Here is a 15551-nt window from a genome sequence, read left to right as displayed (position 1 = left end):
AAGGCCTCACCGATGGGCGCTGGGTGCCGCTATTTCCAGCTCGACAACACGAACCTCGGCAACTCGTCCGGGTACGGCTTGAAGTTCAGGTCCGAGACATAGGCGTAGTTCATCGAGTAGTTGAACAGCGGCGCCCAGTAGGCCTGTTCGCTGATGCGCTGCAACGCCTTGCGGTAGTTGTCCTTGCGCACCTCGGGGTCCAGCGCGTTGTCGGCGGTCTGCAGCCAGCTCTGGACTTGCGGGTCCTTGATATTGTCGTCGGGGTTGCCCTTGAACCAGGTGCCTGCGGAGGCCGAGGTGTCGAGGATCGAGAACGACCCCCAGGCCTGGAACGACATGGGCACCTTACCGCCACGCTGCTGGTCACGCAGGGCAGCGTATTTCAGGTAACGCAGCTTGGCGTTGATGCCCACGGCGCGCAGGTTGCCGATGATCGCCTCGACGTAGTCGCGGTCGCGGTAGGCGAAAATCTCGGTTTCAAAGCCGTTCGGATACCCCGCTTCGGCCAGCAGTGCCTTGGCCTTGGCCGGGTCGTAGTTGTAGACGGTGGCCGCCGTGGTGTCGCAACCGAACTGACCGGGATAGCAGGCCACTTGCAGGGGTTTGCTTTCGCCGCCTACCAGTTGCGACGCCAGGCCTTCGCGGTTGATGGCATGGTTGATCGCCTGACGCACCTTCAAGTGCTTCATGGGCGAGTCGGCCGTCGAGGTGCCCCGCGCGTCGAGAATCAGAAAGCCGATGCGCATGGTCGCGCCGCTGGTGACCACCAGATTGGGCATGGCCTTGAGGTTCTCGGCCTGATCCGGCGCGACGCGCCAGGTCCAGTCGATACCGCCGGTCATCAGCTCCGCGAGGCGGGTTTCGGCGTCAGCGATCACGCGAAAGTTGATGTGGCTGATTTTTGGCTGGCCCTGCGGACTGTCCTTGAAGTAGTCCGGGTTCCTGTCCATTTTCACGCCTTCGCCGGTTGCAATGGCAATGACCTTGTACGGACCGGTGCCGACGGGCTTGCGGCTGAAGCCTGCGAGACCGACCTGCTCGAAATACTTCTTCGGAAACATGGGGACTGCGTTGGACAGGTATTCAAGTGCAGGCGGGAAGGGCTTTTTCAAGTGCAGGCGGACGCTGTAGTCACCGAGCTTTTCAGCGCTCTTGATCCAGTCAACGTTCTGCACCGTGACCACCTTGGACTCGGGAGACACCACGTAATTGAGGGTGAACACCACATCATCGGCGGTGAACGGGTCGCCGTTATGAAATTTCACGCCTTCGCGCAGCTGGAAATCCAGAGTGGTGTCGTCCACCTGTTTCCAGCTGGTCGCCAGCATCGGCTCGTACTGGCCGTTGTCGGGGTTGCGGTAGACGAGGTTGTCCCAGATGAGGCGACCGAGAATCACGCCTTCGCGCAAATCGTTGTGGTAGGGACTGATGTTTTCCGGCTCGCTGTCGGACGCGTAAACCAGTGTGTCGTCGGCCTTGCCGGCGAAGGCGGAAAAGCTTGTGAACAGGCCCAGCAGCGCGATGCTGCGAGCGAAACCCTTGATGCCCATGCCGTCGTCTCCCAAAGGCGAAGTGGTTGTATCAAAGGGCAGTGGGTCGCAAATGCGAGAAGGGGATGTGTTGCGCGGCCATGATTTTCTTCTGGTCTTGCTAAGGGCCTCGACATGACTCTAGGCAAAGCGTATCAATGCCACAAGCACAATATTTCGAACCTTTCATTGCCAAAAAGGCAATGCAGGAGGCGCAATGCAGCTCTACGGCGTTCAATCCACTGCCCTGCGCTACTTTCTCGAAGTTGCGCGTTGCGGCTCGATCAGCGAGGCATCCATTCGACTCAACGTTGCGTCATCGGCGGTCAGTCGGCAGATCAGCAAGCTCGAACGCGAACTGGACGCGGTGCTGTTCGAACGTCAGGCGCGAGGCATGGTGCTCAGTGAAGCGGGCACTCGCCTGGCAGCTTACGCCCGTAAGTCTCAACTGGAGGCCGAGCAGGTCGTGCTGGAAATCACCGAGCTGCAAGGCCTGCAACGGGGGCATGTGCGGCTGGCCTGCTCGGAAGGCTTCGCCCTGGATTTTTTGCCGCAATGCATCGCCCGGTTCCGACGGGTGTATCAGGGCATTCACTTTTCCATGGAAGTCTGCGCGCCCGCGCAGGCCACCGAACGGGTGCGTTCAGGTGATGTGGATCTGTGCCTGACCTTCAGCCTGACGCCGCAGAATGAAATCAAGGTCGAGCACGTGCACAGCGGCGCGATCTGCGCCGTGGTCAGCCCCAATCATCCGCTGGCGTCACGCACGGAAGTGGCACTGGCCGAACTGCAACCCTATGCGATTGCCCTGACCAACACCGATACCACCTTGCGCCAGTTGTTCGATATCTGCTGCGGTGTTCAGGGCTTGATGTTCGATCCGGTGCTGACCAGCAACTACATCGGTGCGCTGCTGCGTTTTGTGCGCGAGGAGGGCGGGATCAGCCTGTCCAGCGAAATGACCCTGGACAAGCGTGTGCAGGAAAAACAACTCAAGTCGCTGCCGATCAGCGATGAAGGCATGAAGGCGAGGCGCATCGAATTGCAAAGCATGGCGGGCCGCAACCTGCCTGCGGCCGTGGCGGCCTTCCGGGATTTTCTGATCGAGGAGTTGATGAAGACCTGAAACCTGTGACCTAAATTTCCCAAGGGTGCCTGCGTATAAGGTGAGGCCCTGGCACCTGTTCGGTTGATGTTGCTCGTTCGGATGATGTTATAGTGTAACAAATAAACCAGGGCGGTTTGATGTGCCCTATGACATCAGGCTTCGCTTGCACAGCGAAGCCAGCCAACGAGACGACCGACGCCCATGAACAGCTCCCTCCCTGATGTTGCCGTGACGCACGCGTCCTCGGCCCTGATCGCGCTTGACTGGGTTGGCATGCAAGCCATCGAAGTGCCGATTCGCTTGAGCGAAGAGGGCGCCAGCCAGTCGGTGCATGCGCACGTTGACCTGCACGTTGACCTGGCCGACCCCAGCATCAAGGGCATTCACATGTCGCGGCTGTACCGTCTGCTTGACCGCTTTGCCGAAGAGCGTGCGCTCAACGTCGCAGCGCTTTCGGACCTGCTTGAGGCCATGGTCGAAAGTCACGCCGATTGCCACTCGACCCGTGCCCGCATCAAGCTGAATTTCAACCTGCTGTGCCGCCGCCCCGCGCTGGTTACCGACGGGCTCAGCGGCTGGAAGTCCTACCCAATCGTCATTGAGGGCCTTTGGGAAGCGGGCCGTCTGTGCCTCGATTTCTCGGCGGGCATCACGTATTCGTCCACCTGCCCGTGTTCAGCGGCGCTGTCGCGACAGTTGCTGGAAAGCGCGTTCATAGCCCATTTCGACCGACAGACCTTTGTCGACACCATGCAGGTCGCGAACTGGCTGCGCACCAACGGCTCGTTGGCCACCCCGCACAGCCAGCGCAGCGTGGCGACGGTTCAGGTGCGCGTGCCGGAGCATGCCACCGAGCTGGGTCTGATGGCGCTGATCGACACTGCCGAGCGTGCGCTGGGGACGCCTGTCCAGACGGCCGTCAAGCGCGCCGACGAGCAGGCTTTTGCACGGCTCAACGGCCAGAACCTGATGTATGTCGAAGACGCGGCACGCAAGGTCCAGCAGGCACTTGAGGGCCTGTACACGGCCTCACGCGTCAGCGTGCGCCATTTCGAAAGCCTGCACCCCCACGATGCCGCTGCACAAACGTCTACCTACCCGTCCTGAGGCTTGCCACCGTGATCCGTAAAAACCCGTCCGGCCATTTGCCGGTGATTGCAGAATCCGCTTACATCGACAAGACCGCGATCATCTGCGGCAAGGTCATTATCCAGGACAACGTGTTCGTCGGGCCTTATGCGGTGATCCGCGCCGATGAAGTCGATGCCACCGGCGACATGGAGCCCATTGTAATCGGCGCAAACTCCAATATTCAGGACGGCGTGGTGATCCACTCCAAGTCCGGCGCGGCAGTGACTATCGGAGAGTTCACCTCGATTGCGCATCGCTCCATCGTGCATGGGCCTTGTCAGGTCGGCGACCGGGTATTCATCGGCTTCAACAGCGTGCTGTTCAACTGCCAGGTCGGCAACGGCAGTGTGGTGCGCCACAACTCGGTGGTCGATGGCCGCGACCTGCCGGAACATTTTTACGTGCCGTCCACCACCCGGATCGGGCCTAATACCGACCTGTCGCAATTTCCACCGGTGAGCATTTCGGCCTCGGAGTTTTCCGAAGACGTGGCGCACACCAATATCGATCTGATACGCGGCTACAAGGCGTTGCAGAACGAGTTTTAACCGGTGTCGAGGGGGCTTCCCGTTTCTGGACCGGGAAGCCTGTAATACCCAGAACAATCGACACTGCCCACCCAACCACGGACCCTGATCTTTCATGACGACAGCTGTTCATCCCACCCGTGCGCCGGCTTCCCGGCTGCGCTCCATCGACGCTCTTCGCGGGCTGATCATTCTTTTCATGCTGCTGGACCATGTGCGAGAAACCTTTTTCCTGCACCGTCAGGTACTGGACCCCATGGAAGTGGCGAACACCGAGCCCGATCTGTTTTTCAGCCGCTTGCTGGCGCACCTGTGTGCGCCCCTGTTCGTGTTGCTGACCGGGCTGTCGGCGTACCTGTACGGCGAAAAGTACAGCGGCAGGGCCGACGTCTCTGCGTTTCTGCTCAAGCGCGGCCTGTTTCTGATTGCCCTTGAATTCACTCTGGTGAGCTTCGCGTGGACGTTCCAGTTCCCACCGACCGTGATCTACCTGCAAGTGATCTGGGCGATTGGCCTGAGCATGGTGGCGTTGTCGGCGATGGTGTACCTGCCGCGCTGGGCGCTGGTGGTGATTGGCGTGGTGATCATTGCCGGTCACAACCTGCTGGATTCGCTGCACTTCGGCGTCGATTCGGCGATGCACATTCCTTGGGCCATCCTGCATGACCGTGGCTGGATCGACGTCTCGGACAACCTGCGTTTCCGTACCTCGTATCCGTTACTTCCCTGGATCGGCATCATCGCGCTGGGTTACGCCGCTGGGCCATGGTTCTCGGCGGGTTACAAAGCCGCGTCTCGTCGCGCCAAACTGTGGATGTGCGGGCTGGGCGCGCTGGTGGGCTTCATGGTGCTGCGCCTGATCAACGGCTACGGTGAGAAGCCGTGGAGTGTGGGCGAGACCGAGCTGCAGACCGTGATGAGCTTTCTGAACATCACCAAGTACCCGCCATCGCTGCTGTTCATCAGCCTGACGCTGGGCATTGGCCTGTTGATTCTGATCGCCTTCGAGCGCTTTCAGGAACAGGGCTGGCTACGTCCGCTGGTGGTGCTGGGCTCGGCACCGATGTTCTTCTACCTGCTGCACCTGTACGTGTTGAAGGTTCTGTACCTGATTGCGCTGGCGATCTGGGGCAAGAACCAGGGCAACTACTTCGGCTTCGACCACATGTGGGGCGTGTGGCTGACATCGGTCGTGCTGGCGGTGGTGCTGTTCCCGGCCGTGCGCTGGTTCGCCTCGCTGAAGGCCCGACGTCGGGATATCACCTGGTTGAAGTATTTGTAAGTCAGTGCGGCCGTGACACGGAGCTAAATGTGGGAGGCGGCTTGCCCGTGAAGACGTCAGCTCAGGCGCTGGAGATGCAGCGCATGTATTGGCCCCTTCGCAGGCAAGCCTCCTCTTATCACACTGAACAAACTCGATTTCGTGGGAGCGGACTTGTCCGCGAAAAGGCCGGTACATCCGACCAATGTGCAGTGGTTGAAATACTGCATTCGCGGACAAGTCCGCTCCCACCCAGTTTGCTGAAGACATCCCTGCGTCGAAGACGTGGCGGGGCCTCCCACAAATGCCGTGTGATTCAGTCGGTCATGCAGAGCCTGCAAGACCGGCTGAATCTGAAACGCATCACTCGTGATGCGCTTCACCGACAAAGCTCAGCGAGGTGAACAGGCCGCGCTCGGCGATATCGGCGTTGTCCTTCACTGGCAGCGTCACTTCGGCTGCGATGATGTTCAAGCCTTCGTTACGTACCACCACAGTAGCCATGCCCTGAGCATCCGTTTCGGCACTCACCACATCCGGCGCGCTGCGGTAATCACCGATCAGTTTGATGCCCGCAGCAGGCTTGCCGTCGACCAATACCTTTACCGGCAACGGCTTGCCGACACCGACCTTGAGTGGGTCAGCCTGGGGCACGATGACGAAGTTCAGCTTCTCGAACGTCGGCAGTTTCGCGCCTTCTTCATAAATCGCCACGCTGTACTTGAAGGTGTGGATCGAGTCAGTGCCATTGGGCACCTTGCTGCGTCCCTCGTTGATCCATTTCTTCTGCGCGTTGCGGGTCCACATGCCATTGTCCAGCGCGACCGACATGATGGCCGGTGGCTTGAGCGGCACCAGGCGTGCGTGATCGTCCAGGCGTTGCACCGTCACCGGAATCATCCGGCCTTGAACGTCATACGCCCAGGCGCCGCTGACTTTCTGCGGCTTGAATGCGTTGTCTTCGGCGCCATGGCCGTAGACCACTTCGATGTTGCCGCGACGCTGTTCGGTCCACAGACCATGAGCACTGACCTGAGCGGCGAACAGTGCGCTGAGCAGGCTCAAGGCCACGAGCGGTTTTGCTGAAAGCATGGTGCATCCTTGTTGTTTTTCAGTTGGAAGTGAGAGGGGAACGGGTGAAGCATCAGAGATTCAGTGTCAGGCTGACCGTGACGTTACGCGGCTCGCCAGGCGCTACCCAATAGTTGCTGTAGGAGCGCTCATAATATTTCTCGTCGAAAATATTGTTGAGGTTCAAGCCAACGGTGACGTTGTCGCTGGCCTTGTAGTGCGCCAGCAGATCGACAGTCTGGTAGGCGGGCAGCTCGAAACTCGTGCCTGACTCACCCGAGCGGTCACCGACATAGGTGTAAGCCGCGCCCACATCGGAGCCGCGCAACACACCTTCCTGGAACTCGTAGACGCTCAACAGACTGCCACTGTGCCTGGCCACGCCGAGAATGCGGCTGCCGGTCGGGATCGTGCGGTCCCCCTTGGTCACTTCAGCGTCGATGTAGGCAAACGCCCCGATCACGCGAACCGCTTCGGTCACTTGCCCGGTGAATTGCAAGTCGAAACCCTGACTGCGTGCCTTGCCCACGGCACGGTTGGTGTCGGTAGACGGGTCGAGGGCCAGCACGTTTTCCTTCTCGATGTGGAACGCCGACAGCGTTGTACTCAAGCGCTCATCGAACAGCTCGCTTTTGATACCGGCCTCGTAACCCACGCCTTCTTCGGGGTCGAACGTGTTGCCTGAAGCGTCGAGCCCGTTATTGGGTTTGAACGAGGTCGAGACGTTAGTGAACAGGCCGATCTGTGGCGTGAGCTGGTACAAAAGGCCTGCACGCTGAGTGAAAGCGTCGTGGCGCTGGCCGGACGTCCGGTTGGTGGTGTAGTCATCAATCTGCTGATCGAAATGCTCGAAACGCGCACCGATCATGCCGCGCAGTTTGTCGGTGAACACAATCTGGTCCTGAAGGTTCAGCGCGCGGCTTTCCACGTGTTCGAAGAAGTCAGTGCCGGAACGGGCGCCATTGGGTTTCGGCTGACCGTAGACCGGGTTGTAAAGATCAATGGCATAGCTGCTGCCTGCAACAGGCGCAATGTTGGTCACGCGTTCGTTCTTGCGGTAGTTCTCGTATTCAGTTCCGATCAGCACTTCGTGCTCAAGCCCCAGTCCCTCGAAACGGCCGCGCAGCTCCAGCTGGGTGATGCTGTCGTGCCAATTGTTGTCGCGCTCGCGATAGCGCCGGTTGACGGTGCGGCCATCGGCACTCAATGGACGCGATTCGCTGGCGTAGCCTGACATCTCGCCCTGCTTGTAGTGGCTGGCCAGACGCAGCGACCAGATGTCGTTAAGTTGATGATCCAGCGCGAACTGGACCATGTTGTTGTCGTTATCAATGTCGTCGTCCGGCTCGCCGAGGAAGGTTGAACGCGACACACCGCTCCACTTGTTGCTGGGCGCGACCACGCCACGGTCGAAGGTTGATGTGTGACGGACGAATTCGGTCTCTACCAACAACTGGGTATCGGGATTCAGCTGCCAGCTGAAGGAGGGGGCCACGAAAACCCGCTTGCTCTCGACGTGATCACGAAAGCTGTTGTTGTCCTCAACCGCCAGATTCACCCGCGACAGCAGCCTGCCTTCCTCATCGAGCGGGGTGTTGACGTCCAGCGCGGTGCGATAACGGTCCCAACTGCCGGCGCTGGTCTGCAGTGTGGTAAAGGCTTCACGCTGTGGTTTCTTGGTGACAATGTTGACGGTGCCACCTGGATCGCCACGCCCGTACAGGCTGGCGGCGGGGCCTTTGAGCACTTCGATGCGTTCGATGTTTGCCGCATCGGGCGTGGCGGGGTAACCCCGGTTGGCGCTGAAACCGTCCTTGTAGAACTCGGACGTGGTGAAGCCGCGAATGCTGTACTCGTAGAGCGTCAGGCCGCCGAAGTTGTTCTGTCTGGATACGCCACCGGCGAAGTCCAGCGCGCGGTCCACGCTGTTGCTGCCCAGGTCCTTCAGCACTGAGGCAGGCACCACACTGATCGACTGCGGGATGTCCTTGATGGCGGTATCGGTCTTGGTGGCGGTGGCGGAGCGCGTCGCCCGATAACCCTGCACCGGGCTGGTTGCCGTTTCGTATTGATAGTCGGAGGTGACGTTGACGCTTTCCAGCTCGAGGGTGTGTGGCTGTTCTTCCGCAAAACCGTTATTGCCCAGCATCCCGATGGCCAAGCCTGCCAGAGACGCAATTCTACGAGACGACATGTGAGACTTCCTGATAGTTGTAGTTACAATATAACATCTCCGTTGAGAATTGTTTCTGTTTGTGAATGTAACAGAATGTGATGCTTTGCGCCCCTCAGGCAGGCGCGACCCTTCCGGATGTCTTCATCCGGTGGGCACGTGGTGAGCGGGGGAGGTCTTTGAAACGAGGGTTCATGAGCAACGCGGTTACCCGCGCTGCTCACGGAGGTCAGCGATGATTGATGAGTCAGGCCAGCAATTCAGCGCCCAGCTGGAAAGCAACCCACAGGGCCAGGCCTGTGGCAAAGGTCAGCGCAACGTTCTCGAACAGGTTGTTGCGATATTCCTTGGCCAACAGAGATTTCTGATTGGACATGATCAGCAAGCCCAGCGAGATGATCGGCAGGCCGATGATGTTCAAGGCGTTGACGCCCAGCGTCAGGGTCACGAAGTCCGGCATGCCAGGCAGTGACCAGATCAGCGGAGTGACCAGAATGAACAGCATGAACCACTTGTGCATCGGATCACGGTGAAATTCCTTGCCGTAGCGTTCGCGTCGCTGCGGACGAATGTGCTGGAACGCGTCAGTGATCAGCATCGGAAAGGCTGTGGTCTTGCCCGAAATGCTGGCGAACAGGGTGGCGAACACGCCGATGAAAAAGACGTACCAGCCCAATGGACCGAAGAACAGCTCCAGCGCCTTGCCCAGATCGCCCAAGGTGTTCACCTGAATGCCGTTCGGCCTCAGGATCTCGACGCCGACGACCCAGATCGCAAGGTTGATGACGATACCGACAATGACCGCAAACAGCAGGTCGTTGCGCTGGATGCGTTTGTGCTCGGGGCCGGTCCAGCCTTTTTCGCGCATCACATACGGGTGAACGAAGTTGGCGATGGAGCCGGCCACTGCACCGATCACTGACACCGCCACCAGCAGCGCGCCATGAACGCCTTCATCGGGCGGGATGCTGAAGCCGATCGTACCTTTGATGATCCCGGTGACATCCGGGCCGGACATGATCGCCAGGGTCAGAAAGGCCAGCGTCATGATCGCCAGCAACACTTTCATCACGCCTTCGATCATCGCGTAAATATTACGACCCACCAGCAACCACACGGCGATCACGACCGCCACCGAGCAAAGCAGCGGCTGGTTGATGTGCAGCAACATCGCCAGGGCCTCGCCGGCCCCCTTGATCATGTAGGCGTTGATCAAATGCCCCATCAACAGCGCATAGACGAGCATGAACCAGGCGAACAAGGGATGCAGTTGCGCGTAGCCCTGCAGGATCGTCATGCCTTGATTGTTACAGAGCTGGAAGCGGGCAATGATGTTGACGATCAGGAACCTGAGCAACAACGAAACCGCCAGCACCCACATCATCGCGTAACCGTAACTTGCACCGGCCACGGACGAGGTGATCAGATCGCCCGCGCCCAGCCAGGACAACACGGCGATGATGCCGGGCCCCAACAGTTTGGCGAGCTTTTTCAGACGCGGTTCTGCAACGGGCGATACCTTTTCTTCAATCGAAGGGCTGCCGGGCATGTGTCGAATCTCCAATTGTTATTGTAGTGAGATGAAAGACAGTCGCAGATAAGATAAGACGTCGTACAACATGGGTGTCGATTCAAATGTAACTTGGTGTGAATGAGTCGCAGCAGGCTTTCAACGACGGCGTCGACGCTTCAGGTACGCTTGAGAGGTGACGCAAAGTGTCAGGCGCTGCCTGTTCATGCGGAGCAGTCGACGCGATACCCGAATCTGGAAATCGCCCGACCTGTCACGGTCAACCCTTGAACTGCACGATTAACCTGTTGGAGCGCTGCCATGTCATTTCCCATACTCGCCGCCGCCCAATTTCAATGCGAGCGGGGCGAGCTTGCGAGAAACGTTGAAGGCCACCTGACCTTCATGCGCCACGCGGCAGAGTCAGGTGCCGATTACCTGTTATTCCCTGAGCTTTCGTTGACCGGCTATGAGCCCGATATCGCCCGGGAACTCGCCGTGGCCCCTGATGATGTATGCCTGGAGGCCATTCGTGCATTGGCAACGCATTTACGCCTGACGACAACGGTCGGCGTTCCGCTCAAGGGGCCGGATGACACCATTCAGATTGGCGCGCTGACGTTCACCGCGCAGGGCGACATCGTCGCGTACGCCAAGCAATACCTGCACCCCGGCGAAGATGCGATGTTCAATCCCGGATCGACAGACTGTTTTCTGCCACTGCACCCACACACAATAGGCCTGTGCGTGTGCGCCGACTTCAGTCACCCCGAGCACGTGCAACGTATGGCGCAAGGCAATGCCTGGGTGTACGCCGCGAGTGTACTGATATCACCCGGCGGTTATGAAAAGGACGCCGCGCTGCTGCAAGGCCATGCGCGGCGACACGGGTTACCGGTATTGATGGCCAACCATGCGGGGCCAACTGGCGGTTGGGAATCGGCCGGGCGTAGCGGCATGTGGGATGAAACCGGAAATTGGGTGGGCGGCTTTGGGGGCGCTGGAAACGGTCTGCTGATCGCAACCTGCCAGCCGCAAGGCTGGCAGGTGCAGACGCTCACGCTGGAGTAGGAGAGGTCATCGCACTCGGGCCAGAATCGCTCGGGCCTTTTCCATCGGAGCCTTGCCCTGCTTGAGTAAGGGTTTCCGGCACCGCGAACCACAGCAGGACGAAGGCCGCTGCAGCGACTCCGGCAAGCGTCAGGAACGCGGCGCTGTAGCCTGCCGCGTGCACGACAAAGCCTGCCAGGCTGTTGCTCAGCGCAGCGCCCAATCCGAACATCGTGGACAGCGCGCCCAGGCTGACGTTGAAGCGCCCGGTGCCTTGTGTGAGGTCCTTGACCATCAGCGGAAACAGCGCGCCAAACAGACCGGCACCGATACCGTCGAGCATCTGAACGGCAACCAGCCAGTACGGGTCGTCAGACAGCGTGTAGAGCACACCGCGAATCGGCAGAATCAGAAAACCCGCCAGCAACAGGGGTTTGCGGCCCCAGACGTCGGCTTTCATGCCCACCAGCAAGGCGGCCGGCACCATCACCAGTTGCGCGGCGACGATGCAGGCTGAAGTCAGCGGCGTGGCCATCTGCATATTGATCTGCGAGAGCTTCTGGCTCACCAGCGGCAGCATGGCGGCGTTGGCCAGGTGGAAGAGGGCGCAGCAGATACCGAACAACAGCAGCGGCTTATTGCTCAGCAAAGCCTTCAGGCCAGACGGAGCGCCGTCATGGGTCTTGTGGCTGGCATCGAAACCCCGCGCCACATCGTGGTCGATGGCATCGGCGGACACAAAACTGACTGCCAGGATGCTGGCCAGCGCCATAGCCGCCATCAGGTAGAACACGGCAACCGGACCGAACAGGTAAGCGAACCCGCCGGCCAGCAGCGCGGCGCAGGCGTTACCCGCGTGGTTGAAGGTTTCATTGCGCCCGGTGCGTCGGGTGAACGCACGGGGTCCGGTGATGCCCAGCGAGATGGCGGCAATGGCGGGTGCGAACACGGATGCGGCGATGCTGCTCAATGCTTGAGTCAGCGCGACCAGCGTGAATGACGACGTGAACGGCAGCACCAGACAACTCAGCGTCACCAGCAGGGCGGCGGCGGCAATGATGGCGCGCTTGGATTTGGTCCGGTCAATCAGCGCTCCGGCGGGTGTTTGTGTGACCAGCCCTGCGATACCGGCAATGGTCATGACCACGCCGATACTGGCCGGGTCCCAGTGATGGACCGCGAGCAGATAAATAGCCAGGTAGGGACCCAGTCCATCGCGCACATCGGCGAGGAAGAAGTTCAGGCTGTCCAGGGACAGGGTATTGCGGCGATCTGCATGACTGGCCAAGGCGGTTACTCTCGAAATTCGTCAGACTCAAACCCACCGAGCCACGGAAAATACAGACCTGAGCCGTTTTAAAGAAGTTTCAGCATGTTTCATGAATAAACCGAGTCAGCCACCCTTTTTCTGCAAGTCTTTCATGCGCAAGGTGGCCCGTTTCACGGCGGCCATTTTTTCCGGACGTTTCATGCGCTTCCATTTGCGAATGTCATCCTTGGTCCGGCCGCAACTGACGCACAGGTCGCCACTGAGCTGGCACACGGAAATGCACGGGTTTTCAATGTCCTTGGCCATGGCTCAACCTCGTCTCGCATACTTGCGTGAAAGCCGCCGCGCCCAATCGCCGCCGTTCTCGCGCTGACATTGCTCTTCGCTGTCGACGTGCACGTGCTTTGGCAACGGTGTCAGCCGGATCTCTAGCTCGTCCAGCGCCTCGGCAGTCAACTGGATCATGCGCTTATCCAGGCCCTGACTCAGCGCCTGGTCCTTTGCCGCTACGGTGTCGAACACCCAGATCACCTGAAGGCTCAGGGGAAATTCGGTGTAGTCGACTTCGTGGGTCAGCCAGCAAAAACCTGCAATCTCGGATTTCGCCGTTTCGCAGGACTGCGTCAGCGCCGCGATCAAGCGTCGTTCTGTCTGTGCCTGCTCACGTTTGCTCGACGGCATGCCTGAGTCCCTCGAAGAAGTGTGATGGGTAAAGGCGCAGCACAATACCTGATTGTGGTTTTAAGCCCCAGCCTGATCGGTGTGAATCAGAATGGCGTCCACGCTGTCCCAATGCCTGGGCATCGCTGACACGGCGCTGCATCACCTGACTAAAAACAAAACAAGGACACACACCATGGATCGCTTCCAGGCAGGTAACGCGGCCGATCAGGGCCGCAGGGGATTTCTGAAAAAGTCGTTGGCAGTTTCCGCGACGGTCGCAGCCATTGGCGCGTTGCCGCGCTTTTCTCTGGCCGAGCCGCTGACCCAGCGCTACCCCGATCCGCTGGTCAATGTGCTGGACGACAGCTTCATGGACCTGCGCATCTTCAATGCCAGCGTTGAAAAGCTGGCCTCCGGCATGCGCTGGGCCGAAGGGCCGGTGTGGATGGGCGATGGTCGTTACCTGCTGGTCAGCGACATTCCCAACAACCGCATCATGCGCTGGGACGAAGTCACCGGCAGCCTGTCGGTGTACCGCGAGCATTCGAATTTCTCCAACGGCATGTGCCGTGATCGTCAAGGCCGCTTGCTGGTTTGCGAAGGCTCATCGACCACCAACGAGGGGCGGCGGGTCACGCGCACCGAATACAACGGGCGCATCACCGTGCTCGCCGACCGTTTCGACGGCAAGCCCTTCAACTCGCCGAACGACATCGTTTGCAAACGTGACGGCTCGATCTGGTTCACCGACCCCATGTTCCAGGCCAACAGCGACTATGAAGGCCACAAGGTGCCGCAGTCACAACCCTTCGGGGTGTATCGCATCGATCCGGGCGACGGCAAGGTCAGCCGGGTGATCGACGACCTGGCCGGGCCGAACGGCCTGTGTTTCTCGCCGGACGAGAAAACGCTTTATGTGGTCGAGGGCCGCGCCAGGCCCAACGGCATCATCTGGGCCATCGCCGTTAATGATGACGGCACACTGGGCGCGCGGCGCAACCACATAGAAGGGGTGGATTACGCCGCCATCGACGGCATCAAATGCGACGAAAGCGGCAACCTGTGGTGCGGCTGGGGTGGCAATGGCAATCCCCAGGCCGATCTGGCAAAGCTCGATGGCGTGCGGGTGTTCAATCCGCAAGGCAAGGCGATCGGCCATATCACGCTGCCTGAACGCTGCGCCAACCTTTGCTTCGGCGGGCCTGAGGGCAATCGGCTGTTCATGGCCAGCAGCCATTCGCTGTATTCGGTGTTCGTGAATGCCCGAGGCGCGACCTTCGCCTGATGCCGTGTCGAGGTGCAGAACGGCCAATCCCGCGCTGCGCCTCAATCGCTTCGAACCCCTGGCGTCGCCACGGGTCTGTTCGTGTATCACTCTATTCAGGGAAGGTCCTTATGTCTGCGCAACGCAGCCTCGTCATGTTGGCACGAGGCGGTTACGCCGCCCGTGGTGTTGTCTATCTGATCATCGGTCTGTTTGCCGTACTCGCGGCGCTGGGGTCCTCAAGACCCGCAGACAGTCACAGCAGCCTTGAAGCCTTGTTGAGCCAGCCGTTCGGTAGCGTGCTGGTCGGGATTGTCGTCGTCGGCCTGCTGGCGTTTGCCGCCTGGCGTGTGCTGCAGGCGACCCGTGATGTCGATCACCACGGCCGGGAGTTCAAAGGCCTGGTGATTCGCGGTGGCCTGTTGGTGGGCGGATTTACTTACGGCGCACTGGCGTTCTTTGCACTGGGTCTGCTGGTCAGCGGGCTTAAAAGCTCGGGCGGGTCGGGCGATGGCCAGACCGAAGACCTGTTGAAGTGGATTCTGTCCTGGGACCACTCCAACCTGCTGGTCTACGTCGTGGCCCTGGTGCCGCTGGGTCTGGGCATCGTACATATCATCAAGGGCTACAAGGCATCGTTCGAAAAGTACTTCGAGGCCGATGAAGACGTTATGCGCTACGTGCGCCCTGTGTCGCGCTTCGGCCTGATTGCCCGAGGCATAGCCTTCATCGAGATCGCCGTATTGCTCGTGGTGAGCGGCTCCAGCTATCAGGCGATGCACCCACCGGGCATGAAGGATGCGCTGAACGGGCTGCTGGATCTTCCCGCAGGCGGGCTGGTGCTGCTGGTCGTAGCGCTCGGGCTGATTGCGTTTTCGGTGTACAGCTTTGCCCAGGCGGCCTGGCGTCGTATCAACATGGACGTTCCTGATGCACCTGAGGCCGTTGCGCGCCACTTTCGCTGATGTTCACCAGGGCAGCGCCTGATGCTTTG

The 15551-nt window shown here is 59.9% G+C and carries 14 protein-coding genes; 7 read left to right on the top strand and 7 right to left on the bottom strand.

All coding sequences use genetic code 11. The features are described from left to right. Positions 1 to 29 precede the first annotated feature (29 nt). Entirely contained in the window at positions 30 to 1550 is a 1521-nt protein-coding gene (locus BUB69_RS04980; RefSeq protein WP_073162974.1) for an ABC transporter substrate-binding protein, read from the bottom strand. A gap of 196 nt (positions 1551 to 1746) precedes the next feature. Between BUB69_RS04980 and BUB69_RS04975 the strand changes: the two genes are divergently transcribed. The 4 genes from BUB69_RS04975 to BUB69_RS04960 all read left to right on the top strand — a co-directional run bounded on the left by BUB69_RS04975 (position 1747) and on the right by BUB69_RS04960 (position 5577). After that, positions 1747 to 2655: a LysR substrate-binding domain-containing protein gene (locus tag BUB69_RS04975; RefSeq protein ID WP_073162972.1), complete on the top strand. Its 909-nt coding sequence runs from the start codon at positions 1747 to 1749 to the stop codon at positions 2653 to 2655. A 183-nt stretch (positions 2656 to 2838) separates the two neighbouring features. Then, complete coding sequence (folE2, locus tag BUB69_RS04970) at positions 2839 to 3744, top strand: GTP cyclohydrolase FolE2 (protein ID WP_073162970.1); 906 nt, start codon at positions 2839 to 2841, stop codon at positions 3742 to 3744. Between the two features lie 11 nt (positions 3745 to 3755). Continuing rightward, on the top strand, positions 3756 to 4316 hold the full coding sequence (locus BUB69_RS04965; RefSeq protein WP_073162968.1) for a gamma carbonic anhydrase family protein: 561 nt from the start codon (positions 3756 to 3758) through the stop codon (positions 4314 to 4316). A 94-nt stretch (positions 4317 to 4410) separates the two neighbouring features. Beyond that, positions 4411 to 5577 carry an acetyltransferase domain-containing protein gene (locus BUB69_RS04960; RefSeq protein ID WP_073162966.1) on the top strand — a complete coding sequence of 389 codons (1167 nt, stop codon included), beginning with the start codon at positions 4411 to 4413 and terminating at the stop codon, positions 5575 to 5577. 342 nt (positions 5578 to 5919) lie between these two features. Here BUB69_RS04960 and BUB69_RS04955 read toward each other — a convergent pair whose 3' ends face one another. From BUB69_RS04955 to BUB69_RS04945, 3 genes are all read right to left on the bottom strand, one after another. Then, positions 5920 to 6648: a DUF4198 domain-containing protein gene (locus tag BUB69_RS04955; protein WP_073162964.1), complete on the bottom strand. Its 729-nt coding sequence runs from the start codon at positions 6646 to 6648 to the stop codon at positions 5920 to 5922. A 52-nt stretch (positions 6649 to 6700) separates the two neighbouring features. Further along, positions 6701 to 8821: a TonB-dependent siderophore receptor gene (locus tag BUB69_RS04950; protein ID WP_073162961.1), complete on the bottom strand. Its 2121-nt coding sequence runs from the start codon at positions 8819 to 8821 to the stop codon at positions 6701 to 6703. Positions 8822 to 9047: 226 nt separating this feature from the next. Continuing rightward, positions 9048 to 10349: an Nramp family divalent metal transporter gene (locus BUB69_RS04945; RefSeq protein WP_073162958.1), complete on the bottom strand. Its 1302-nt coding sequence runs from the start codon at positions 10347 to 10349 to the stop codon at positions 9048 to 9050. A 282-nt stretch (positions 10350 to 10631) separates the two neighbouring features. Between BUB69_RS04945 and BUB69_RS04940 the strand changes: the two genes are divergently transcribed. Continuing rightward, on the top strand, positions 10632 to 11381 hold the full coding sequence (locus BUB69_RS04940) for a carbon-nitrogen hydrolase family protein (protein WP_073162956.1): 750 nt from the start codon (positions 10632 to 10634) through the stop codon (positions 11379 to 11381). On the opposite strand, the gene BUB69_RS04935 is transcribed toward BUB69_RS04940, so the two are convergent. From BUB69_RS04935 to BUB69_RS04925, 3 genes are all read right to left on the bottom strand, one after another. Next, the gene (locus BUB69_RS04935) at positions 11368 to 12648 is read right to left on the bottom strand and encodes an MFS transporter (RefSeq protein ID WP_073162954.1); all 1281 of its coding nucleotides are present in this window, start codon (positions 12646 to 12648) and stop codon (positions 11368 to 11370) included. The two genes, BUB69_RS04940 and BUB69_RS04935, sit on opposite strands and share 14 nt — an antisense overlap. Positions 12649 to 12753: 105 nt before the next feature. Continuing rightward, complete coding sequence (locus BUB69_RS04930) at positions 12754 to 12936, bottom strand: DUF1289 domain-containing protein (protein ID WP_024688865.1); 183 nt, start codon at positions 12934 to 12936, stop codon at positions 12754 to 12756. Between the two features lie 3 nt (positions 12937 to 12939). Further along, positions 12940 to 13311 carry a hypothetical protein gene (locus tag BUB69_RS04925; RefSeq protein WP_073162952.1) on the bottom strand — a complete coding sequence of 124 codons (372 nt, stop codon included), beginning with the start codon at positions 13309 to 13311 and terminating at the stop codon, positions 12940 to 12942. A gap of 175 nt (positions 13312 to 13486) precedes the next feature. On the opposite strand from BUB69_RS04925, the gene BUB69_RS04920 reads away from it, so the two are divergent. Both BUB69_RS04920 and BUB69_RS04915 read left to right on the top strand, forming a co-directional pair. Further along, positions 13487 to 14578, top strand: a complete 1092-nt coding sequence (locus BUB69_RS04920) for an SMP-30/gluconolactonase/LRE family protein (RefSeq protein ID WP_073162950.1) — start codon at positions 13487 to 13489, stop codon at positions 14576 to 14578. A gap of 110 nt (positions 14579 to 14688) precedes the next feature. Next, on the top strand, positions 14689 to 15522 hold the full coding sequence (locus BUB69_RS04915) for a DUF1206 domain-containing protein (protein ID WP_073162948.1): 834 nt from the start codon (positions 14689 to 14691) through the stop codon (positions 15520 to 15522). Positions 15523 to 15551 lie beyond the last annotated feature (29 nt).

The organism is Pseudomonas asturiensis, assembly GCF_900143095.1.
GTDB lineage: Bacteria > Pseudomonadota > Gammaproteobacteria > Pseudomonadales > Pseudomonadaceae > Aquipseudomonas > Aquipseudomonas asturiensis.
The sequence above is the reverse complement of the archived record's forward strand: the minus strand, read 5'-3'. Positions and strand labels throughout refer to the sequence as shown.

Bases quoted from the DNA above. Each gene is read 5' to 3' on its own strand.
- BUB69_RS04980 (WP_073162974.1), bottom strand. From the start codon at position 1,550: ATGGGCATCAAGGGTTTCGCTCGCAGCATCGCGCTGCTGGGCCTGTTC.
- BUB69_RS04975 (WP_073162972.1), top strand. From the start codon at position 1,747: ATGCAGCTCTACGGCGTTCAATCCACTGCCCTGCGCTACTTTCTCGAA.
- folE2 (WP_073162970.1), top strand. From the start codon at position 2,839: ATGAACAGCTCCCTCCCTGATGTTGCCGTGACGCACGCGTCCTCGGCC.
- BUB69_RS04960 (WP_073162966.1), top strand. From the start codon at position 4,411: ATGACGACAGCTGTTCATCCCACCCGTGCGCCGGCTTCCCGGCTGCGC.
- BUB69_RS04955 (WP_073162964.1), bottom strand. From the start codon at position 6,648: ATGCTTTCAGCAAAACCGCTCGTGGCCTTGAGCCTGCTCAGCGCACTG.
- BUB69_RS04950 (WP_073162961.1), bottom strand. From the start codon at position 8,821: ATGTCGTCTCGTAGAATTGCGTCTCTGGCAGGCTTGGCCATCGGGATG.
- BUB69_RS04945 (WP_073162958.1), bottom strand. From the start codon at position 10,349: ATGCCCGGCAGCCCTTCGATTGAAGAAAAGGTATCGCCCGTTGCAGAA.
- BUB69_RS04940 (WP_073162956.1), top strand. From the start codon at position 10,632: ATGTCATTTCCCATACTCGCCGCCGCCCAATTTCAATGCGAGCGGGGC.
- BUB69_RS04930 (WP_024688865.1), bottom strand. From the start codon at position 12,936: ATGGCCAAGGACATTGAAAACCCGTGCATTTCCGTGTGCCAGCTCAGT.
- BUB69_RS04925 (WP_073162952.1), bottom strand. From the start codon at position 13,311: ATGCCGTCGAGCAAACGTGAGCAGGCACAGACAGAACGACGCTTGATC.
- BUB69_RS04920 (WP_073162950.1), top strand. From the start codon at position 13,487: ATGGATCGCTTCCAGGCAGGTAACGCGGCCGATCAGGGCCGCAGGGGA.
- BUB69_RS04915 (WP_073162948.1), top strand. From the start codon at position 14,689: ATGTCTGCGCAACGCAGCCTCGTCATGTTGGCACGAGGCGGTTACGCC.